We start from the raw sequence: 22740 nt of genomic DNA, 5'->3' as shown, positions 1-22740 counted from the left end.
CTCCGCGAACACCACCGACTCCGACAACAAACCCGACGCCATACCCACCCACTGCGCCCCCTGACCCGGAAACACAAACACCACACCCGAACCCGGGAACCCACCCCCAGACCCCGCCGGCACCCCACCCGCCAGAGCCCTCAAACCCCCCAACGCCTCCTCACGCGACCCCGCCACCACCACACCCCGATGACCGAACACCGCACGCGACGACAACGACAACGCCACATCAGCCAACCCCACATCCGGCCGGCCCTCCACAAACACCCCCAACCGCCGCGCCTGCTCACGCAACGCCCCCACCGACCTCCCCGACAACACCAACGGCACCACACCACCGGAGACCGTGCGCGGCGGTGCGGGGGTGTCGGAGGTCTCCGCGGGCCGGGGCTGCTCCAGGATGACGTGGGCGTTGGTGCCGCTGATGCCGAAGGAGGACACACCGGCGCGGCGGGGGCGCCCGGTGTCCGGCCAGTCCCTGGCCTCGGTGAGCAGCTCGACCGCGCCGGCCGTCCAGTCGACCTGGGGTGTCGGAGCGTCCACGTGCAGCGTCTTCGGCAGCACACCGTGCCGCATCGCCTGCACCATCTTGATCACACCCGCCACACCCGCCGCGGCCTGCGCATGCCCGATGTTCGACTTCAGCGACCCCAGCCACAACGGCGCACCCTCAGGACGCGAACGGCCGTAGGTGGCCAGCAGGGCCTGCGCCTCGATCGGGTCACCCAGCGACGTGCCGGTGCCGTGCGCCTCCACGACGTCGACGTCCGCGGCCGACAGCCGGGCGTTCTCCAGCGCTTGCCGGATGACACGCTGCTGGGAGGGCCCGTTGGGCGCGGTCAGCCCGTTCGAGGCGCCGTCCTGGTTCACCGCCGTGCCACGGACGACGGCCAGCACGTCGTGACCGTTGCGGCGGGCGTCCGACAGCCGCTCCAGCAGCAGCACACCCACACCCTCGGCCCAGGCGGTGCCGTCGGCCGCGGCGGCGAACGCCTTGCAACGGCCGTCGAGGGCCAGTCCGCGCTGCCGCGAGAACTCCACGAACGCGCCCGGGGTCGACATCACGGCCACGCCGCCGGCGAGCGCCAGTGAGCACTCGCCGGAGCGCAGTGCCTGCGCGGCGAGGTGGATCGCCACCAGGGACGAGGAGCAGGCGGTGTCCACCGTCACCGCGGGGCCCTCCACGCCGAGGGTGTACGCCACTCGGCCGGACACGATGCTGCCCGCGCCGCCCGTGAGGACGTAGCCCTCGATCTCCTGGGAGCCGGTGCCCATGCGGGGCGCGTACTCCTGTCCGGCGGCGCCGGTGAAGACGCCGACGCTCTCGCCCTTGAGGGCCAGGGGGTCGATCCCGGCGCGTTCCAGGGTCTCCCAGGAGGTCTCCAGGAGCAGCCGCTGCTGCGGGTCCATCGCGAGCGCCTCGCGCGGGGAGATCCCGAAGAACTCGGCGTCGAAGCCGGCCACGTCGTCGAGGAAGCCGCCCTCACGGACGTAGGACTTGCCGGAGGAGTCCGGGTCGGGGTCGTAGAGGGTGTCGAGGTCCCAGCCGCGGTCCGCCGGGAAGGCGCCGACGGCGTCGGTGCCCTCGGACACCAGTCGCCAGAGGTCCTCGGGGGACGTCACCCCGCCCGGCAGCCGGCAGCCCATGGCCACGATGGCGATGGGTTCGGTGCGCCGGGTCTGTTCCTCGCGCAGCTTCTCCCGCGTCTGCTGCAGCTCGGCCGAGACCCGCTTGAGGTAGGTGAGCGCCTTCTCGTCGGTGGTCATGGGAACTGGTCTCCTCTTTCCGGGTGGCAGGCGGGTCAGCCGAGCCCGAGCTCGTTGTCGATGAAGGCGTAGACGTCGTCGGCGGTGGCGGTTTCGAGGTGGCCGGCCGGGTCGGAGGCCCCGGTGGGGTCGCCGCTCAGGGCGGCCTCCTCGAGGCGCGATCCGAGGAATTTCAGCCGGGAGTGGATGCCCGAGTGCTCCAGTTCCTCCGACAGCAGGGCGTCGAGCGCCGCTTCCAGGGCGTCGAGTTTGGCCGCGACCGGGTCGGATTCCTGGTCGAGGGCCTTGAGCAGGTAGGCGGCGAGCACGCTGGGCGCCGGGTAGTCGAACACGGCCGTCGCGGGCAGGGCCGTCCCCGCGGCCTTGCCGAGCCGGTTGCGCAGCTCGACCGCGGTCAGCGAGTCGAACCCGGCTTCCTTGAAGGCGCGGTCGGGTGCGACCAGGGAGGCGTCGGAGTGGCCGAGGACGGTCGCGGCCTCCGTGCGGACCAGGTCCAGGACGAGTGCGGCCTTCTCGTCCGCGGGGAGTCCGGCGAGCCGTTCGGCGAGGGTGCGCCGGGGGGCCGTGGTGGTGGCGGTACGGCGTGGGGCACGGACGAGTGCGCGCAGCATCGGGGGGAGCGCGCCGGAAGCGGCCCGGGCGCGCAGCACGTTCGGGTCGAGCCGGGTCGGCACGGGGGCCGGTTCGACGGCGGTGAGGGCGGCGTCGAAGAGGGCCAGGCCGTCCTCGGCCGTCAGCCCGAGCATGCCGTCGCGTTCGGTGCGCCGCAGGTCCGCCTCGGTGAGGGCGCTGGTCATGCCGCTCGCGTGCGACCACAGGCCCCAGGCCGGCGAGACCGCGGGCAGGCCCTCGGCACGGCGGAGGCGGGCGAGTCCGTCGAGGAAGGAGTTGGCCGCCGCGTAGTTGGCCTGCCCGGGGTTGCCGAGGACACCGGCGGCCGAGGAGAACAGCACCCAGGCGGCGAGGTCGAGGTCCCGGGTCAGCTCGTGCAGGTTCACGGCGGCGTCGGCCTTGGGCCGCAGGACGGCGGCCATCCGCTCCGGGGTGAGCGCGGCGAGCACGCCGTCGTCGACGACGCCGGCGGTGTGCACCACGGCGGTCAGGGGCGCCGTCGCCGGGACGGACTCCAGCAGCCGGGCCAGGGCGTCGCGGTCGGCGACGTCGCAGGCCGCGACGCGTACGGTGGCGCCGAGGGCGGTGAGTTCGGCGGTGAGTTCCCGCGCGCCGGGCGCGTCGGGGCCGCGCCTGCCGGCGAGGAGCAGATGGCGGACGCCGTGTCCGGTGACGAGACGGCGGGCTACGAGTGCGCCGAGGGAGCCGGTGCCGCCGGTGATGAGGACGGTGCCGTCGGGGTCGGGCCGGCGGGGCAGGGTCAGTACGACCTTGCCGACGTGGCGGGCCCTGCTGAGGTGCCGGAAGGCGTCCGGGGCCTGTCGTACGTCCCATGCCGTCACCGGCAGCGGGGTGAGGACTCCTCGGTCGGCGAGGCCGACGAGCTCGTCGAGCAGCTCCCGTACCCGGTCGTCGTCCGCCTCCGCGAGGTCGTAGGCCCGGTATTCCACTCCGGGGAAGCGTCCGGCGACCTCGGTGGCGTCGCGGATGTCGGTCTTGCCCATCTCCAGGAAGCGGCCGCCGCGCGGGAGCAGGCGCAGGGACGCGTCGACGAACTCGCCGGTCAGGGCATCGAGGACGACGTCCACGCCGCGGCCGCCGGTGGCGTCGAGGAAGTCCTGCTCGAAGTCGGTGGTGCGGGAGTTGGCGAGGTGCGCGTCGTCGAGTCCCTGGGCACGCAGGGTGTCCCATTTGCCGGGGCTCGCGGTGCCGTAGACGTCGGCGCCCAGGTGACGGGCGACCTGGACGGCGGCCATGCCGACGCCGCCGGCCGCGGCGTGCACGAGGACCGTCTCGCCGGCTGTGACGCCGGCCAGGTCGCGCAGGCCGTAGAGGGCGGTGAGGAACGCGATGGGTGCGGCGGCGGCCTGCGCGAAGGTCCATCCGGCGGGGACGCGGACCAGCCTGCGGTGGTCGGTCACGGCCTCGGGGGCGAACGCCCCGCCTGGGAACAGGCCCATGACCCGGTCGCCGGGTGACAGGCCGGTCACGCCGGGGCCCGTCGCCAGGACGATGCCCGCGGCCTCTCCTCCGATCGCGGCCCGGCCGGGGTACATGTCGAGGGCGATCATGACGTCGCGGAAGTTCATGCCGGCGGCGCGGACGGCCACCCGGACCTGGCCGGGGCCCGGCGGGCCGGGGTCGGCGTCCGGGACGAGGGCCAGGTTCTCCAGCGTGCCGGGTCCTGTGGTGTCCAGGTGCCAGGCGGCGGCACCGTCGGGGACCGTCAGGCCCGTGTGGGAGGCGCGGACGAGGCGGGGCACGGACACCTCGCCGTCCCGCACCGCGAACTGCGACTCCTCCAGGGCCGCGGCCGTCGCCGGGACGCCGGTGAGCGCGTCGCGGGAGGCGTCGTGTCCGTCGAGGTCGGCGAGGAGGAAGCGGTCGGGGTGCTCGGACTGGGCGGAGCGGACCAGGCCCCAGACCGCGGCGCCCGCCGGGTCGGTGACGTGCTCGCCGTCGCGAGCGGCGACGGCTCCCCTGGTGACGACGAGCAGCCGCGCGGTGTCGTCGGTCTCGGCCAGCTGTGCCTGGAGGTTCTCCAGCACGTGGGAGGTGAGTGCGTGCACGTCGTCGGCAGTGGCGCCGTGGCCGGTGGCGTCGAGGACGCGGACGCCGTCGAGTCCGTCCGCGCGTGCCGTCACCGGCAGAGGCGTCCAGGTCGTGCGGAACAGGGACGCGTGTCCCGTTTCCGGGGCGGGATGCAGGTGTTCGGCGGCCACGGGGCGCAGGACGAGGGAGTCGACGTCGGCGACCGGGGCGCCGGCGGCGTCGGTGATGCGCAGGGACACCGCGTTCTCTCCGGCGGGGGTCAGCCGGACGCGCAGGGCCTTGGCACCCGTCGCGTGCAGGCGTACGCCGTTCCAGGCGAACGGCAGCAGACGGCTTCCGTCACCGGGCTCGGCGATGCCGCTCAGGGCGCTGGGGTGCAGCGCGGCGTCGAAGAGGGCCGGGTGCAGGCCGAACCGGTCGGCGTCGTCGTGTTGTTCGTCGTCGAGGGCGATGTCGGCGAAGACCTCCTCGCCGAGGGTCCACGCGGCGCGCAGTCCCTGGAAGGCGGGGCCGTACGCGTAGCCGGCCTCGGCGCGTTCCCGGTAGAAGTCCGTGACGGGCACGGCGGTGGCGTTCGGCGGGGGCCACGGGCCGGTGTCGGCGGCGGGAGCGTCGCCGGGGTCGGTGCGCGTCAGGGTGCCGCTCGCGTGGCGTGTCCACGCCGTGTCGGCGCCGTCGGGGCGTGAGTGGACGGCGACGGGGCGGTCGCCGGTCTCGTCGGGGGCGCCGACCTGCACGCGGAGGTGCACCGCGCCGTCGGCGGGCAGGACCAGCGGCGCGGCCAGGACGAGTTCGCGGACGGCGCCGTGCCCGACCTCGTCGCCGGCCCGGACGGCCATCTCGACCAGGGCGGTGCCGGCGAGCAGGACCGTGCCGCCGACCGTGTGGTCGGCGAGCCAGGGCCGGTCGGCCGGGGACAGGCGTCCGGTGAAGGTGACGGCGTCGGCCTCGGGCAGCTCCACCGCCGCGGTCAGCAGCGGGTGGCCGGCCGCTGTGATGCCCGCGGCCGCCAGGTCACCGGGGCCGGCGGCGTCGAGCCAGTACCGCCGGTGCTGGAAGGCGTACGTCGGCACGGTGGTGCGGCGGGCGTGGCTGCCGGCGAACAGGGCGGGCCAGTCGACGCGGGCGCCCCGGATGTGGGCGCGGGCGACGGCCGCGAGCAGCGTCCTCGGTTCCGGCCTTCCGTCGCGCAGTGCGGGCACGCAGTCGACGTCCTCGGGCAGGCAGTCGCGCGCCATGGCGGTCAGCACACCGCCGGGCCCGAGTTCGAGGACGGTGGTGGTGCCCTGCTCGACCAGGGTGCGCAGGCCGTCGGCGAAGCGGACCGTGTCGCGGACGTGACGTGCCCAGTACTCGGGGGTGCACAGTTGCGCGGGGTCCGCGAGGGCGCCGGTCAGGTTGGAGACGACCGGCAGGGCGGGGGTGTGGAACCTCAGTCCGGCGGCGACCTCCCGGAACGCGTCGAGCATCGGCTCCATGCGCGGCGAGTGGAAGGCGTGCGAGACGCGCAGCCGTTTGGTCCTGCGGCCGCGGGCGGCGAACACGGCGGCTACGGCCTCGACGGCGGGCGCGTCACCGGAGAGGACCACGGCCTCGGGACCGTTGAGCGCCGCGACGGCGACTTTCTCGGTGAGCTCGGCGAGGGCCTCGTCCTCGGTGGCCTGGACGGCGATCATGGCACCGCCCTCGGGCAGGCGCTGCATCATCGCGCCGCGGGCGGCGACCAGGGCCGCGGCGTCCTCCAGGGACCACACGCCGGCGACGTGGGCGGCGGCGAGTTCGCCGACGGAGTGCCCGGCGACCAGGTCGGGGCGCACCCCCCAGGACTCGACCAGCCGGTAGAGGGCCACCCCCACGGCGAACATGGCGGCCTGGGTGTAGGCGGTCCGGTCGAGCAGGTCCGCGTCCGGGGTGCCGGGTTCGGCGAGGACGACGTCGCGCAGCGGCCGGTCGAGCCAGCGGTCCAGGGTGGCGCAGACCTCGTCGAAGGCGCGGGCGTACACCGGGAACGACGCGTACAGTTCGCGCCCCGTCCCGGGGCGCTGTGCGCCTTGGCCGGAGAAGACGACGGCGAGCCTGCCGTCGGTGGCGGTGGCGTGCGTGTCGTCGCCCGCGGCGAGGGCGGCCAGGTCGTGGCGGGCCTCCTCGGGGGAGCCGGCGACCACGACCGCGCGGTGCGCGAAGGCGGAGCGGCCGCTGAGCGTGAGGGCGATGTCGGCCAGGGCCGGCGCGGGCTCCGTGTCGAGAAGGGCGGCGACGCGTCCGGCCTGGGCGCGCAGGGCCTCCTGGGTCTTGGCGGAGAGGACGAGCGGGACGAGCCCTTCGGGCAGGGCGCGTTCCGGGGCGTCCGCCGGGTGCGGTCCGTCGGCGGGCGTCCCGGCGGGTTGTTCGAGGACGACGTGGGCGTTGGTGCCGCTGATGCCGAAGGAGGACACACCGGCGCGGCGGGGGCGCCCTGTGTCCGGCCAGTCCCTGGCCTCGGTGAGCAGCTCGACCGCGCCGGCCGTCCAGTCGACCTGGGGTGTCGGGGCGTCCACGTGCAGCGTCTTCGGCAGCACACCGTGCCGCATCGCCTGCACCATCTTGATCACGCCCGCCACACCCGCGGCGGCCTGCGCATGCCCGATGTTCGACTTCAGCGACCCCAGCCACAACGGCGCACCCTCAGGACGCGAACGGCCGTAGGTGGCCAGCAGGGCCTGCGCCTCGATCGGGTCACCGAGGGAGGTACCGGTGCCGTGCGCCTCGACGACGTCGACGTCGGCGGGGGTCAGGCCGGCGTTGGCGAGGGCCTGGCGGATGACGCGCTGCTGGGAGGGGCCGTTGGGCGCGGTCAGCCCGTTCGAGGCGCCGTCCTGGTTCACGGCGGTGCCACGGACGACGGCCAGCACGTCGTGACCGTTGCGGCGGGCGTCCGACAGCCGCTCCAGCAGCAGCACGCCCACGCCCTCGGACCAGCCGGTGCCGTCCGCCGAGGCGGCGAACGCCTTGCAACGGCCGTCGGCGGCGAGGCCGCGCTGCCGCGAGAACTCGACGAAGCTGCCCGGGGTCGCCATCACCGCGACACCGCCGGCCAGCGCCAGGGAGCACTCCCCCGCGCGCAGCGCCTGGGCGGCCAGGTGCAGGGCGACCAGGGAGGACGAGCACGCCGTGTCCACCGTCACCGCGGGGCCCTCGAAACCGAAGGTGTACGACACCCTGCCGGAGACCACGCTGCCCGCGCCACCGACGCCGAGGTAGCCCTCGATCTCCTTGGCGGGCCGCACCGCCCGGGTGGTGTAGTCGTGGTACATGACGCCGGCGAAGACACCGACGTCCGCGCCGCGCAGCGCGGTCACGTCCAGGCCGGCGCGTTCGAAGGCCTCCCAGGAGGTCTCCAGCAGCAGCCGCTGCTGCGGGTCCATCGCCAGCGCCTCGCGCGGGGAGATCCCGAAGAACTCGGCGTCGAAGCCGGCCACGTCGTCGAGGAAGCCGCCCTCGCGGACGTAGGACTTGCCGGAGGCGTCCGGGTCGGGGTCGTACAGTTCCGCCAGGTTCCAGCCCCGGTCGGACGGAAACGGGGAGAGGCCCTCGGCGCCGTCGGCGACCAGCCGCCACAGGTCCTCGGGCGAGGCGACGCCGCCCGGCAGCCGGCAGCTCATCGAGACGATCGCGATCGGTTCGTCGGGGGCCGAGGCACCGGGGGCCTGCCGGGCCGGGACGTCGGCCGGCTCGCCGCAGACCTCGCCCAGCAGCCGGTGCGCCAGGGCTTCGGGGGTGGGGTGGTCGAAGGCGCTGGTCGCGGGGAGCCGCAGACCGGTGACGGTGGCGAGCCGGTCGCGCAGGGCGACGGCCATCACGGAGGTGAAGCCCAGCTCCTTGAAGGCCCGGTCGGCCGGCATCTTCTCGGTGTCGGTGCGGCCGAGGACCGCGGCGGTCTCGGCGCGCACGAGCCGCAGCAGGATCTCCGCCCGCTCCTCGGCGGGCACGCTCTCCAGCCGGTCGCGCAGCTGCGCGGTCTCGGCAGGGGTCTGCCGGTCCGTGGTGTCGATCAGTCCGCGCAACGGTGCGGGGACCGGGCCGCCGAGCAGGGCGGCGTTGTCGAGGCGCATCGCGACGAGTGCGGCCTCGCCCGCGGCGTGCGCGGCGTCGAACATCACCAGGGCCTGCTGTTCGGTGAGTTCGCCCGCCGCGAAGGGGAGAGCGCTCTCAGCCGCTCCGCGCGGCCAGGGCCCCCAGGCCAGGGACAGCGCCGGCAGGCCGTGGGCGCGCCGGTGATGGGCCAGTGCCTCGAGCGCGGCGCTCTCGGCCGCGAGCGCGCCGGCGCCGGGGGCGCCGAGGACGCCCAGCGGCGAGGAGCACAGGACGAACGCGGTCAGGTCCCGGTCGGCGGTCAGGTCGTGCAGGGCGTGTGCCGTGGCGGACACGGCACCGGTCCCGGTGATCTCCTCCGCGAGCACCACGGCCGTCAGCGGTGGGCGGTCGCCCTCCGCCAGCAGCTCGGCGAGGGCGTCGCGGTCGCCCGGGTCGCCGATGACGGCGGTCGCGTGGGCGCCGGCCCCGGCGAGTTCGGCGCACAGGGCCCGCACGCTCGCGTGCCCGTGCTCGGAGCCGTGGGCCAGGAGCAGGTGGCGGGCGCCGTGCACGGTCACGAGGTGGCGGGCGAGCGCGGCCCCCTGGGCGGTGGCGGCGCCGGTGACCAGGACCGTCCCGTCGGGATCGAGCAGCGGGAGCGGCTGCTCCTCCCGGTCCGTGGAGACGCGGGCGAGGCGCGGCAGCAAGGCGACGCCGGAGCGGATGGCGAACTGGGGTTCACCGGCGTTCACGGCGGCGACCAGGGGACGGGCCCCGCCCTCGCCGAGCCCGTCGGTGTCGAGGTCGGCGAGTACGAGCCGGCCCGGGTGTTCGGTCTGCAGCGCGCGGAGCAGTCCCCACAGCGGGGCGTGGGCGGGGTCCCTGACGTCCTCGCCGTCGCCGGCGGCCACGGCCCGCCGGGTGAGGACCACGAGCGTGACGTTCTCGTCGCGGTCGTCGGCCAGCCAGTCCGCGAGGGACGTGACGAATTCCGCGATGCCCGCCGCGGAGTCGTAGGCGGTCCGGTCGACGAGGAGGACGCCGGTGCCGCCGTGGGACGCGGTGCCGGCCGCCGTGTGGGCGGCGGCGGGGTCGGTGTGGACCTCGCACGTGATGCCGACGGCCTCCAGGGCGGCGGCCAGGCCGAGCGAGTCGGAGCCCGCCAGCACCCAACCGCCCCGCTCGACCGGCCCTGTTCCCATCGACAGCGGGGAGCTGGGTATCCAGTCGACGCGGAACAGCGAGTCGTACAGGCCACTGCTGGTGGCGCGCAGCCGGGCGGGCGTCTCCAGCAGCCGGTGCCGGATGATCTTGCCCGAGGCGGTACGCGGGATCGACTCGATCTCGTACAGCTCCTCGGGCACCTTGAAGTAGGAGAGCCTGTCGCGGCACGCGCCGAACAGCTCCTCCGTGTCCGGTCCCTGGGGGCCGGGGACGATGAACGCGACCGGCACCTCGCCCAGCACGTCGTGCGGCTTGCCGACCACCGCGACGTCGGCGACGCCGGGGACGGAGCGCAGGACCTCCTCGACCTCTCCGGGGTGGATGTTCTCCCCGGCGCGGATGATGAGTTCCTTCCTCCGGCCGGTGATCGTGAAGTAGCCGGCCGCGTCACGGCGGGCCAGGTCGCCGGTGCGGTACCAGCCGTCGTGGAAGGCGGCGGCGGTGGCCTCGGGCTGGTTGTGGTAGCCGGCCATGACGCTCGGCCCGCGCACCCACACCTCGCCCTCCTGACCGTCGGCGACGTCCTCTCCGGTCCCGGTGTCCACCAGGCGTACGCCCAGACCCACCACCGGCAGGCCGCAGGACCCCTCGACGCGGGCACCCTCGGGCCAGTTGACGGTGATGGAACCGCAGGTCTCGGTGGAGCCGTAGGCGTCGATGAGGGGGACGCCGAAGACACGCTCGAACGACCGGCGCAGTGAGGCGGTGGTGACCGCGCCGCCGACCAGGGCCACGCGCAGCCGGGGGGCGGTGAAGCCGCGGTCGCGTGCCGCGTCGAGGAGGTAGTGCAGCAGAGTGGGGACGCCGGCCAGGAAGGTGGCGCGCTCCTCGTCCAGTGCGGTCAGCACGTCCTCGGCCGACAGGCCGTCGACGATGCGGGCGCTGGCGCCCACGGCCATCACGGACAGCACGCAGGCGATGTGCGAGAGGCTGTGGAAGAGGGGCAGCGGCCAGACGACGCGGTCGTCGGGGCCGAGTCCGGGCACCGGCACGTAGCAGGCGGCCACCGACCACAGGCAGTTGCGCTGGGTGGAGAGCACGCCCTTTGGCCTGCCGGTGGTGCCCGAGGTGTAGAGCATCCACGCCAGGTCGTCCAAGCCGAGGTCGTCACGGGCCGGGGTCGCGGGTTCCTGCGTGGCGAACGACTCGTAGGACAGAAAGCCCGACGGCACCGGCCCGTCGCCGACCAGGACGACCGTCAGGTGCGGGCGGTCCGGCAGCAGGCGCCTCAGCTGGTCCACGTGCGGGTGATCGGTGATGACGAGGCGGGCGCCGCTGTCGTCGAGGATGTGCGCGAGTTCCGCGTCGCTGCTCTGCGGGTTGACCGGGACGCCGATGGCACTGGCCCGGGTGATGGCGTAGTAGCTCTCGACGGTCTCGACGCGGTTGCCCAGGCAGATGGCCGCACGGTCGCCTGGTTGCAGCCGCAAATCCGCCAGGTGTCCGGCGAGCCTCCGGGTCCGCAGCTCCAGGTCGTCGTAGCTCACGCTCCGGCGGGCGTCCCGGTAGGCGACCTTGGCACCGAAGTGCCGGGCCTGGTGGATCAGCAGCTCGGGGAGCGGTCGGATCAACTCCGTGCGCAGCATGTGTCGTCATCCCTCCAGGGCGACAGCGGACGGGCAGTCCGTCATGGCAAACGGTTCGCCCTGCCCGGCACAGTCTCGTCATCCGGTGCTTCTCCGCACCCCCCTCAACACCCCCCTACGCATCCCTAACTTGCGGAGTGACGAGAATTAACCGAGAAGATTTCAGCGCGTGTTTGGAGCCGCGGACGGGCGGCATTAGGCTCCACCGCCGTACGGACGGTCGTCACGTCATCGGCCGACGGCCGAAATACATCCGTGATAGGCGGCCGCATTACCGCGAGCGCCCGGGGAGCGGGAATCCTTTTCCCGGCGGACTTCCCTCGACAGCGGATCCGCAGGGAAAGGGACACCCGGACATGAAAGATTCCTCGCCCCGGCACACGCGCATCGTCGTGGAGCTCGGTGAGCGCGCCTACCCCGTCGACATCGGACCCGGCGTGCGCCACTCGCTGCCCGGGATCGTCGAGCGACTGGGAGCGCGGCGCGCCGCGGTGGTCTCCGCCCGGCCGGACGCCTGGACACCCGACCCCGGCGTGCCCTCGCTGGTGGTGCGGGCCCGCGACGGCGAGACGGACAAGACGCTCGCCACGGTCGAGGCGCTGTGCCGGGAGTTCGTGCGCTTCGGGCTGACCCGTGACGACGTGGTCGTCTCCGTCGGCGGCGGCACCACGACGGACGTCGTGGGTCTCGCCGCCGCGCTCTTCCACCGCGGGGTGCCCGTGGTGCACCTGCCGACCACGCTGCTCGCGCAGGTGGACGCCAGCGTCGGCGGCAAGACCGCCGTGAACACACCCGAGGGCAAGAACCTCATCGGCGCCTACTGGCAGCCCAGCGCGGTGCTGTGCGACACGGACTACCTGGAGACCCTGCCGCGGCGGGAGATGCTCAACGGCTACGGGGAGATCGCCCGCTGCCACTTCATCGGCGCCGGCGACCTGCGGGAGCTGACGCCGGCGGAGCAGATCGCGGCGAGTGTGGCCCGCAAGGCGCAGATCGTGTCCGCCGACGAGCGCGACACCGGCCTGCGCCACCTGCTCAACTACGGCCACACGCTGGGCCACGCACTGGAGCGGGCCACGGACTTCCGGCTGCGGCACGGGGAGGCGGTGGCGATCGGCACGGTGTTCGCCGGGCGGCTCGCACGGGCCGTGGACCGGATCGATGAAGCGCGGGCGGCGGAGCACCTGGAGGTGGTGCGCCACTACGGGCTCCCCCACGAGCTGCCCGGGGACGTGGCACCGGCCCGGCTGATCGATCTGATGCGGCTGGACAAGAAGGCGACGTCGGGACTGACCTTCGTACTGGACGGCAAGGACGGCGCCGAGCTGGTGCCGGATCTGCCGGAGCACGTCGTCGCGCGGGCTCTGGCGGAGATGCCGCGCGCAGCGGGCTGAGAAGGGGCGCACACGACAGCTGGGCCGCGCCGGCCCGGACGGGAATTCTTCCGGGCCGGCGCGGATCGTGCCGTTGCGGGCCGGCGCGGATCGTGCCATTGCGGGCCGGCGCGGGTCATGCCGCTGCAGGCCGGCGCGGGTCATGCCGCTGCGAACCGGCGCGGGTCATGCCGTTGCAGGCCGGCGCGGGTCATGCCGCTGCGAACCGGCGCAGGTCATGCTGTTATGGACAGCGGACGGGAACATCACCGTCACCGGCAACCACCGAGCTGGACCCCGGCACTCGCACGCATCCCTCGCGGAGAACGGCAACCTTGGCGGCGGCCTCCGGCAGCGGGCGGGAGCACCACCGTCACCGGCAACAGGTGCGAGCACCACCATCACCGGCAACGGATGGGAGCACACCGTCTCCGGCAACAGGTGGGCGCACCACCGTCACCGGCAACAGGTGAGAGCACCCCCGCACGGCAACCGACCCCGGCCAACCGCCGCGTCCGGCAACGTGCGAGGACTCCAGCGTTGCCGGCAGCCATCGGCCTGCCCCCGCCGCGTCCTGCAGCGGACCGGAATACCGCCGTTCCCGACAACCGGCCCCGGCCCCACCCCTGCCTGCCACCGGCGAAGGCACCGACGCTTCCGGCAGTCACCGGGAGCGCTGCAGGCCGGGGTGGACGTCGGCCCCCTGGCTCGTCCCCTCGCGGTTCCGCGGTGGCCGCTCCCTGGCCGGCAGTGCCGCACCGGGCGGTGAGGACGGTGCGCCAAGGCGAGCGGGCACCACGGGTGGCAGCGGTGGCCGGGGCGGTCGGGCCGTCTCGGCGGTGACCGTGGCGGTGCAGCGGGCAGCCGCCGGCGAGCTTCGCCGCAGGGCCGCCCTTGCTGCCGCCCTGCGGCGATGCCCAGGTGGTGGGGGTGGATCGCCTGGCCGGGTCAGTCCCCGAGGTGACTGGTGACGATCTCGGCGACCTGGCGGAGCACGCGTGGGCTGCTGAGCATCTCCTCGTGGCCGCAGCCCAGTTCGTGGCGCACGATCTCGCCCGCGACGTAGGGCGCCCAGGCCTCGCTGGAGGCCGCTTCGGCCACCGGGCTGGGATCGGCCGCGAACAGGTGCATCACGCCGCTGTACTTCTCCGGCCTGTGGGCCTTCCAGGCGCCGAGGTCGGTCAGCATGGTCTCGACGAAGGTCTCGGCCGCGCTCTTCCTGCCGTGCCAGGCGTAGTTGGTCGCCATGTCGGCGAACTCGGCGATGTCCTCGTACCTGAGCGGGCGCTCGTACGCGGTGAGGTCCTTGCCGTTGATCAGCAGGATCAGTTCGATCAGGCCCTGTTCGTCACGGTCTTCCTTGTCCGTGATGTGCGGGTTGGTGTTGAACACGCCGAGGAACTCGATCTCCTCGCCGCGTTTCTGGAACTCGGCGGCGACGGCGTGGGCCAGAATCCCCCCGAAGGACCAGCCTAGGAGGCGGTACGGCCCCTCGGGCTGGACGCCCTGGATGCGGTCCGCGTAGTCCGCCGCCATGGCCGTGATGCTGTCGACGGGGGTGTCGAACTCCTGGAAGGTGTGCGACTGGAGGCCGTAGATCGGATACTCCAGGCTGAAGTGCTGGGCGAGCACTCCGTAGCACCAGGCGGTGCCCCCCAAGTGGCGCATGCAGAACAGCGGCCGTGCGGAGCCCCTGGTCATCAGCGGCAGCAGGACGTCGAAGGAGTCCTGCGGCTCGTCACCGGTCAGCCGCCGGGACAGCCCGGCCGGCGTCGGGAACTCCACGAGCATCCGGATCGACAGCTCCAGGTCCATCTCGGAGCGCACCCGGGCCAGGAGGCGCGCCGCGAGCACCGAGGAGCCGCCGAGGTCGAAGAAACTGTCGCGTGGTCCGACCTGCTCCACACCGAGCACCTCGGCGAAGAGCCGGCTGAGCATCAGCTCCGACTGCGTGAGGTGCGTCTCGACCATGGCGGTCCGCGCGACGACGGGTGCCGGCAGTGCCTTGCGGTCGAGCTTGCCGTTGGGGGTGAGCGGGAACTCCTCCAGGGCCACCACGGCGGACGGCACCATGTACAGGGGCAGGGTGTCGGCCACGAGGTTCCGCAGCTCCTTGACGTCGGGCACGCGCCCCGGGGCGGCCGTCACGTAGGCCACGAGGCGCCGGTCGCCGGGGCGGTCCTCCCTGACCGTCGCGGCCGCCTGGTCGACGTCCTCGGACCGCTCCAGGGCGGCCTCGACCTCTCCGAGTTCCACCCGGAAGCCGTGGAGTTTCACCTGGTGGTCGGCGCGGCCGACGTACTCCAGGGCGCCGTCCGCGCGTTGCCGCACCACGTCGCCCGTGCGATACATCAGAGCACCGTCGTCGCCGGGACGGTGCGGCAGGAAGCGCTCGGCGGTCAGCTCCGGCCGGTTGAGGTAGCCACGGGCCACACCGGCGCCGGCGATGAACAGCTCGCCCTCGGTACCGGGCTCGACGGGCGCCAGTTGCTCGTCGAGGACGTACAGCAGGGTGTTGCGCAGGGGCCTGCCGATGACGGCCGCGTCGTCGGGCCGGGTGACCGGGTGCATCGTGGACCACACGGTGGTCTCCGTGGGCCCGTACCACTGGATGACCTCGGCGCCGAGGTCGAGCAGCGTCGCGGCGAGCTTCTCCGACAGCGCCTCGCCGCCGATGAGGATACGCAGACCGCGCAGCACCTCGGGGGTGACGGTGGCCAGCATGTGCCAGTGGGTGGGGGTGGCCTGGGCGGTGCCGATCCGCCTTCGGGCGATCAGGTCGCCCAGTGCCTGCGGGTCCTGCCCGGTGGCGCGGGGTGCGATGACCGCGCGGGCACCGGTGTAGTACGGCAGGAACAGCTCGGGCACCGACATGTCGAAGGTGGCGGTGGTGACCGACAGCATGCGGTCGCCGGGTCCCAGGGACAGCCGCTCCCGCATCGCCTCCAGCAGGTTGTGCAGGGCGCGTACAGGGATCTCGACGCCCTTGGGGGTGCCGGTGGATCCGGAGGTGTAGATGATGTACGCGAGGTCTTCGGGCTTCGGCGGGGCGACCCGTTCGGCGTCCGTCAGATGTCCGGCGGGCAGCGCTGCCACCGCCGCGGCCGTCCCGGGGTCGTCCAGCACGATACGGGGGACGCCCACGTCGGTGCGGTCGGCGTCGACGCGGGCCGACGTCACCAGGGCGACCGGGGCGGCGTCGCGGACCTGGAAGGCGACGCGCTCGGCGGGGTGCTCCGGGTCGAGGGCGAGATAGGCCCCGCCGGCCTTGAGTACCGCCAGGAGCGTGACCAGCAGTTCCGTGGAACGGGGCAGCATCACCGCGACGACACGGTCGGGACCGACTCCCCGGGCCACCAGGTGGCGGGCGAGCCGGTTGGCCCGCTCGTGGGCCTCCCGGTACGTCAGCTCCACGCCCTCGTATTCGAGGGCCGTGTGTTCCGCGACGGAGTCGGCCCGCTCCTCCAGCGCCTTCACCAGCATGTTCCACTCCACAGGATGGGGTACGGATGGTCGCCGAGGTGCCGGTCACACGGCCGGGGTGCGCATCCAGCGGTTCCAGTACGGCCGCCAGCCGTGGCGGTGCCAGAACGGCGTGGAGATCGGGTTGAACATCGCGTGGTAGCCGACCGCCGCGCCGATGCCCATGGCGTCCAGGTCGGCGTGCACGTGGTGGGCGAGGGAGGTGCCGATGCCCAGGCTGCGGTAGCCCTCCTTGACGGCCTGGCAGACGAGGTGCGCGACCGGGGTGGCCGTGATCTTCGTAGCGAGCCATGCCTGCTGCGGCTCCGAGAAGTCCTCGCCCCGGTGCATCCCGACGATCTCGCCCTCGTGCTCGGCGACCCAGATCAGCGGTTCGTCGCGTTTGAACGACGCGGTGATCTCCTCGCGCAGCAGTGCCTCGGTGGTGTCGCGCTCGACGGCGCCGCTGACGGCGGCGTCGAACCGGGTCTCCACCATCTGCAGCTCGAACACCGCCTCGCTGTCCTCGACGGTGGCCCGGCGCACGCGCACCTTGCCCGACTCCGGCACCAGCTCGGTGCCCCTGAGCCGGCCGATCATCACGAACTCGGGAACGAACCCGAAGGCGCGCAGGACCCGGGTCATGCCGACGTCGCGGCTGGGCCACTCGACGGCGGCCATGGAGTCCGCGCCGGGGCGCTCCGGGTGGCTCTCCATGTACTGCTGCCAGCGTGTGAGCAGAGCGGCCATCTCGTCGGGACCGGATACCCGGGGGGTGAGTTCCCAGCGGTCCAGCGGGCCGAGCACCGCCTCCAGCGCGTCGGCGTCGACGCGGGTGTGCGTCAGCAGACCCTGCGCCCCGCTCACCTCCAGAAGCTCTTCGCCGTCGGAGGGGTCCGGCAGCGCCGCGGCCTCCGGAATCATCCGGTCGATGGGGCGCAGCCGGTCGCGGTGAGCGGCCAGCACGGATTCCGCCGTCTGTCCCTGGGGCATCGTGTCGTGTCCTCGGCTTTCGGTTCTCGTTCGTGTCCGCGCGGTTCTCCGTCGTGGCCGTGCGGATTCCGGTCGTGTCCGTGCGGAAGCCGGGGCGGCCCGGCTCGGGGGGACTCGGGGAAGAACAGGGTGGTACGTCGAACCGGCCGGGACCGCGTCAGCGGTCGGCGGCCCTTCCCGGCAGCGCGCGTGCAGTGAGCCGACACCCCACGGCACCGAGGTCCCGGCCGGCCTTCATCGGGGCCGCGGGACCGGTGACCGCGCCAATGGTGTCGTGGTCGGCTTGAATGGTGCGGATCATCTCCGCCTCACCGTCGTGCTGGAACGCGTCGGCTTTTCGGTCGCGTCCGGTCACTTCTTCGGCGCCCCATCCCGACGCCTCCCGAGTATGCCGAGATCCGGTCCGTTCATCAACAGCGGTCTGCTCAATACGCACCGTGCTTTGCAGCGGTCCGTCAGGAGGTGGTTTTTCCGCCCCCCACATTGACAGGCGGAGGCCAGTACTCGGTATGTCCGCAGTCACAAGGGGGAACATAGGGGGGTCCCGCAGGGGAATGACGCCCCGCCAACCACTGGGTTAGCGTGCCCATCGCGACGACCGGCCCCGCCGGGCGGTGGTCGCTCGACCTGCCCGGCCAGGCGCGCGGACCGCGCCGAGACGGTGTTCCGGTGCCGGCGTCCGGGCGGACACCCGGTCCCTGAGGAGCTGTTCCGCGTCATGCCTCCGCGATGGTCCCCGCGGCGGCGTTCGCATGCGCGTAGACCGAAGGAGTAAGAACAGCATGAGCAGTGGTGTGCAACTGGGCTCGGCCCTTCCGGTGTGGCCGCAGTACGACGACGCGGAGCGCACCGGCCTGATCCGGGCACTGGAACAGGGCCAGTGGTGGCGCATGGGCGGCGGAGAAGTCGAGGCGTTCGAGCGGGAGTTCGCCGAGTACCACGGCGGCGAGCACGCGCTGGCGGTCACGAACGGCACGCACGCCCTCGAACTGGCCCTGGAGGTCATGGGTGTCGGCCCCGGTACCGAGGTGATCGTGCCGGCCTTCACCTTCATCTCCTCGTCCCAGGCCGCTCAGCGACTCGGCGCGGTCGTGGTGCCTGTGGACGTGGACCCGGAGACCTACTGCATCGATCCGGCCGAGGCCGCGAAGGCCGTCACCTCGAAGACCCGCGCGATCATGCCGGTACACATGGCCGGCCAGCTCGCCGACATGGACTCCCTCGACAAGCTGGCGGCCGACTCCGGCGTGCCGCTGATCCAGGACGCCGCACACGCGCAGGGCGCCACCTGGAACGGCCGGCGGCTCGGCGAACTGGGCTCGGTCGCCGCGTTCTCCTTCCAGAACGGCAAGCTGATGACGGCCGGCGAGGGCGGTGCGGTGCTGTTCCCGACCGCCGAGATGGCGGAACACGCCTTCGTGCGGCACAGCTGCGGACGTCCGCGGGACGACCGCGGCTACTTCCATCGCACGTCGGGCTCCAACTTCCGGCTCAACGAGTTCTCCGCCTCGGTGCTGCGCGCCCAGCTCGCGCGCCTGGACGGGCAGATCCGGACCCGCGAGGAGCGCTGGCCGCTGCTGTCCTCGCTGCTCGCCGGGATCCCCGGCGTGGTGCCGCAGCGGCTGGACCGCCGGGCCGACCGCAACCCGCACTACATGGCCATGTTCCGGGTGCCCGGCATCACCGAGGAACGGCGCGCGCGGGTCGTCGACACGCTCGTCGAGCGCGGTGTCCCCGCGTTCGTCGCGTTCCGCTCGGTCTACCGCACGGACGCCTTCTGGGAGTTGGGCGCCCCGGACCTGTCGGTGGACGAACTGGCCCGCCGCTGCCCCCACTCGGAGGCGCTGACGACCGACTGCGTGTGGCTGCACCACCGGACGCTGCTCGGCACCGAGGAGCAGATGCACGAGGTCGCCGCCGTCATAGCCGATGTCCTCGGCTCATGACCGCGGCCGACCTCGACGGCAGGCCGCTCCGCACCGCCGTGGTGGGGCTCGGCTGGGCGGCTCGGTCCATCTGGCTCCCGCGGCTGCGCCGTCACCCCGGCTTCACCGTGACCGCCGCGGTGGACCCCGACCCCGCCTCGCGCGCGGCCGTCACCGCCGACGTCCCCGGCACCCCGGTCCTGACGGCCCCGCACGAAGTGGACCCCGCGGAGACGGACCTGGCCGTCGTGGCGGTCCCCAACCACCTGCACTGCGAGATCGCCAGTGGTCTGCTGCGCAAGGGGGTCCCGGTCTTCCTGGAGAAGCCGGTGTGCCTGACCGCGGCGGAGGCGGAGCGGCTGGCCGAAGCCGAACGCGTCGGCGGTACGCGGCTCCTGGCGGGCAGCGCCGCCCGCCACCGCGCCGACGTCCGGGCACTGCTCGCCCACGCCGACGACGTGGGTGCCGTCCGCCACATCGAGCTGTCCTGGGTGCGTGCCCGGGGTGTGCCGGATGCGGGCGGCTGGTTCACCCGGCGTCGGTTGTCCGGTGGCGGTGCGCTGGTGGACCTGGGATGGCATCTGTTCGACATCGCCGCCCCCCTGCTGGGCCCGGCAAAGTTCACGCGGATCGCCGGTGCGGTCTCGGGCGACTTCATCGCACGGGAGACCGCACGGGTCTCCTGGCGCGCGGAAGGGGCCGGGCAGGACCGGGAGAGCGAGCGGGCGCCCGGCGGGGCCATCGACGTCGAGGACACCGCCCGCGCGTTCCTCGTCACCGACAGCGGTGCCTCGGTGTCGCTGCACGTGAGCTGGGCCTCGCACGAGGAGCGCGACATCACCCGGATCCGGGTCGACGGCAGCGCGGGCAGCACGACCCTGCGCTGTACGTTCGGCTTCAGCCCCAACCGCCTGGAGCACCCGGAACTGACCCGCACCGACGAGGGGCGGACCCGTGTCGTCACGGTGCCCGCAGAGCCCGTCGGCACAGAGTACGACCGGCAGCTCGACGAGTTGCTCGCCCAGTTGCGGGGTCCGGCCGGTCCGCACCGGGCCGTCGAGGAAGCACGCCGCACCATCGACGCCATCGAGCGGATCTACTCCTCGGCCCGCACCGCACAGCACGGACCCGAGCAGCGCCGGCCGTGACCGGCACGGCCGGCCCCCAGGTCGGCCCGCGCCGCCGTCCCTGTCGGACGGCAGCGGTCCCCGCCCCCCGTAACCGCCGCCCCACGAAAGGGAGCAGCACAGCGCCATGGACAGTCTTGGAGCCAGCCAAGGCCTCGCCACCCACGACAATCGCGCGGAGCCGATCGACGCGGTCGTCTTCGACCTCGACGGAGTACTCGTCAACAGCTTCGCCGTGATGCGCCAGGCGTTCACCACCGCCTACGCCGAGGTGGTGGGGGACGGCGACGCACCCTTCGAGGAGTACGAGCGGCATCTGGGCCGCTACTTCCCCGACATCATGCGGATCATGGGGTTGCCGCCGGAGATGGAGGCCCCCTTCGTCCGTGAGAGCTACCGGCTCGCCCACCTCGTCCCGGTCTTCGACGGCGTGCCGGAGATGCTCGGACAGCTGCGGGCGCGCGGTGTCGGGCTCGCCGTCGCCACCGGCAAGAGCGGACCGCGGGCGCGTTCGCTCCTCCAACAGCTGGGCCTGCTGCACCTGTTCACCGTCGTGATCGGCTCCGATGAGGTACGGCGGCCCAAGCCGGCCCCCGACATCGTGCTGAAGGCGCTGGGGGTGCTCGGCTCCGACCCCTCGCGGACCGTGATGGTCGGCGACGCGGTCACCGACCTCGCCAGCGCCCGGGACGCCGGGGTCACCGCCGTCGCCGCCCTGTGGGGCGAGACCGACGAGGAGACCCTGCTCGCGGAGAAACCCGATGTCGTACTGCGGGCACCGGCGGAACTCCTCGACGCGTGCTTCGGCAGCGCCCGAACGCCTTGATCCCACGCACTCGAAGACCGTCGACGAGGGGCCTGGGTGTCCCCCGGGGATGGGGTGGGGGTCCGCCGACGGAACATCGCACGGGTGCGGTCACGGGACACCGGCGTCCCGACCGGGCTCGGCGGAACGGTTCCGGCGACCGGGGGTCACCGCCCCCGGGATCCCGGCCTGTCACGGCGCCCCGCGGAGGCTTCCGGAGGGTCCTCCCCCATCACCCTCCACCGTTCTCAGTCATAGCTCGACCGATATTTCACCGGAGACTCGACGTGGGAAAAGCCGTGACGGAAACGTGTAAGCCGGCCCTGCAGCAGCCCGAGTGGGACGACCCGTCACAGGTCCGGCGCATCCGGGAGGTGCTGGCCGCGCGCCCACCGCTGGTCAAGGCGGAGGACGTGCGTGCGCTGCGGATGCTGCTGGCCCAGGTGGCCGACGGCAACGCCCTCGTGGTGCAGGCCGGCGACTGCGCCGAGCACCCGGGTGAATGCGACGCCGCGTACGTGTCGCGCAAGTCCGCGCTGCTCGACCTGCTCGCCGCGACGCTGATGACGGCCGCCCGTAAACCGGTCGTACGGGTGGGACGCATCGCCGGCCAGTTCGCCAAGCCGCGCTCCAGGCCTCTCGAACGGATCGGAGGCCTGGAACTGCCGGTCTACCGAGGTCACATGGTCAACGGTCCTCGGCCCACCCCGGAAGACCGGCGGCATGACCCGCTGCGCCTTCTGACCTCGTACATGACGGCCGGTGACGTCCTGGAGCACCTGGGCTGGCGCGGCCCCGCTCCCTCCGGTCACCGGCCGCGGCCCGAACCCCGGGTGTGGACGAGCCACGAGGCGCTCGTCCTGGACTACGAGCTTCCCTTGGTCCGTGAGCTGGGTGACGGACGCCGCTGGCTCGGCTCGACCCACTGGCCGTGGATCGGCGAACGGACCCGTCAGCTGGACGGCGCGCACCTGGACCTGGCCGCCGGCATCGTCAACCCGGTCGCGGTGAAGGTCGGTCCGACGACCACGGTGGAGGAGATCACCCTCCTGTGCGAGCAGCTCGATCCGTTGCGGGAGCCGGGCCGTCTCACGCTCATCGCACGCATGGGCGCCGACGCGGTCTCCGAGAGGCTGCCCGCGCTCGTGGAGGCGGTCCGGCTGGCCGGGCACCCGGTGATCTGGCTCAGCGACCCCATGCACGGCAACACGGTCACCGGCCCGGACGGTCACAAGACCCGCCTGCTGGTGACCATGGCACGGGAGATCCGGGGGTTCCTCCGGGCCGTGGCCGGCGCCGGCGGCACGGCGGGCGGGCTGCACCTGGAGACCACCCCCGACGACGTCCTCGAATGTGCCACGGACGTGTCCGAGTTCGAGGGGGCCACCGTCCGGCGCACCAGTCTGTGCGACCCCCGGCTCAACCAGGAGCAGGCGGTCTCACTGGTCTCCGTCTGGGCCGACGTGGACAGCCGGCCCATCGCGCCTCCAGGCGGGTCACGGGTGGCCCAGGAGAGGCAGGGGAGCCCGCGGGCCCCGGGCGACCGGGAAGTGCTGTCCGCGCCGGAGCACCGAGAGTTCAGGACCCGGAGCCACGCAGAGGTGTGGCTCGACCAAGCCTAGGGCGACGAACGTCGGACCGTGGCAGCCCGGCCGCCCTTCTCTCCTCGGCCGCCCTGCCGCTTCGGCGCCGGTGCGTCGTGAGAACGCGGACCGTTTCCGTTTTCTGTCCCGGCCTCCTGCCCACTGCCAGGGAGTAGTA

Annotated in this window: 10 protein-coding genes; 5 read left to right on the top strand and 5 right to left on the bottom strand. The window is 73.3% G+C overall.

Annotation, left to right across the window (positions count from 1 at the left end):
• Both ACZ4VF_RS36030 and ACZ4VF_RS36025 read right to left on the bottom strand, forming a co-directional pair.
• On the bottom strand, positions 1-1767 hold a 1767-nt coding region (locus ACZ4VF_RS36030), incomplete at its 3' end, for a type I polyketide synthase (RefSeq protein ID WP_467931326.1).
• A gap of 35 nt (positions 1768-1802) precedes the next feature.
• Positions 1803-11294: an SDR family NAD(P)-dependent oxidoreductase gene (locus ACZ4VF_RS36025; RefSeq protein WP_467931325.1), complete on the bottom strand. Its 9492-nt coding sequence runs from the start codon at positions 11292-11294 to the stop codon at positions 1803-1805.
• 356 nt (positions 11295-11650) lie between these two features.
• Between ACZ4VF_RS36025 and ACZ4VF_RS36020 the strand changes: the two genes are divergently transcribed.
• On the top strand, positions 11651-12688 hold the full coding sequence (locus ACZ4VF_RS36020; protein ID WP_467931323.1) for a 3-dehydroquinate synthase family protein: 1038 nt from the start codon (positions 11651-11653) through the stop codon (positions 12686-12688).
• Between the two features lie 927 nt (positions 12689-13615).
• On the opposite strand, the gene ACZ4VF_RS36015 is transcribed toward ACZ4VF_RS36020, so the two are convergent.
• From ACZ4VF_RS36015 to ACZ4VF_RS36005, 3 genes are all read right to left on the bottom strand, one after another.
• On the bottom strand, positions 13616-16150 hold the full coding sequence (locus ACZ4VF_RS36015; RefSeq protein ID WP_467931322.1) for an amino acid adenylation domain-containing protein: 2535 nt from the start codon (positions 16148-16150) through the stop codon (positions 13616-13618).
• A 45-nt stretch (positions 16151-16195) separates the two neighbouring features.
• Positions 16196-17122: a GNAT family N-acetyltransferase gene (locus ACZ4VF_RS36010; protein WP_467931320.1), complete on the bottom strand. Its 927-nt coding sequence runs from the start codon at positions 17120-17122 to the stop codon at positions 16196-16198.
• Positions 17123-17279: 157 nt separating this feature from the next.
• Positions 17280-17477 (bottom strand): hypothetical protein, encoded by a 198-nt coding sequence (locus tag ACZ4VF_RS36005; protein WP_467931319.1) that lies wholly within the window; start codon positions 17475-17477, stop codon positions 17280-17282.
• A gap of 427 nt (positions 17478-17904) precedes the next feature.
• Between ACZ4VF_RS36005 and ACZ4VF_RS36000 the strand changes: the two genes are divergently transcribed.
• From ACZ4VF_RS36000 to ACZ4VF_RS35985, 4 genes are all read left to right on the top strand, one after another.
• Positions 17905-19068: a DegT/DnrJ/EryC1/StrS family aminotransferase gene (locus tag ACZ4VF_RS36000; protein WP_467931318.1), complete on the top strand. Its 1164-nt coding sequence runs from the start codon at positions 17905-17907 to the stop codon at positions 19066-19068.
• Positions 19065-20195: a Gfo/Idh/MocA family protein gene (locus ACZ4VF_RS35995; protein ID WP_467931317.1), complete on the top strand. Its 1131-nt coding sequence runs from the start codon at positions 19065-19067 to the stop codon at positions 20193-20195. Before ACZ4VF_RS36000 ends, ACZ4VF_RS35995 begins: the two co-directional genes overlap by 4 nt.
• A 106-nt stretch (positions 20196-20301) precedes the next feature.
• Positions 20302-21000, top strand: coding sequence for an HAD-IA family hydrolase (locus tag ACZ4VF_RS35990; RefSeq protein WP_467931315.1), 699 nt, complete (start codon positions 20302-20304; stop codon positions 20998-21000).
• A gap of 278 nt (positions 21001-21278) precedes the next feature.
• Positions 21279-22601: a 3-deoxy-7-phosphoheptulonate synthase gene (locus tag ACZ4VF_RS35985; protein ID WP_467931314.1), complete on the top strand. Its 1323-nt coding sequence runs from the start codon at positions 21279-21281 to the stop codon at positions 22599-22601.
• Positions 22602-22740: the final 139 nt, after the last annotated feature.

The organism is Streptomyces sp. NPDC029151 (genome assembly GCF_055564315.1).
The sequence above is the reverse complement of the archived record's forward strand: the minus strand, read 5'-3'. Positions and strand labels throughout refer to the sequence as shown.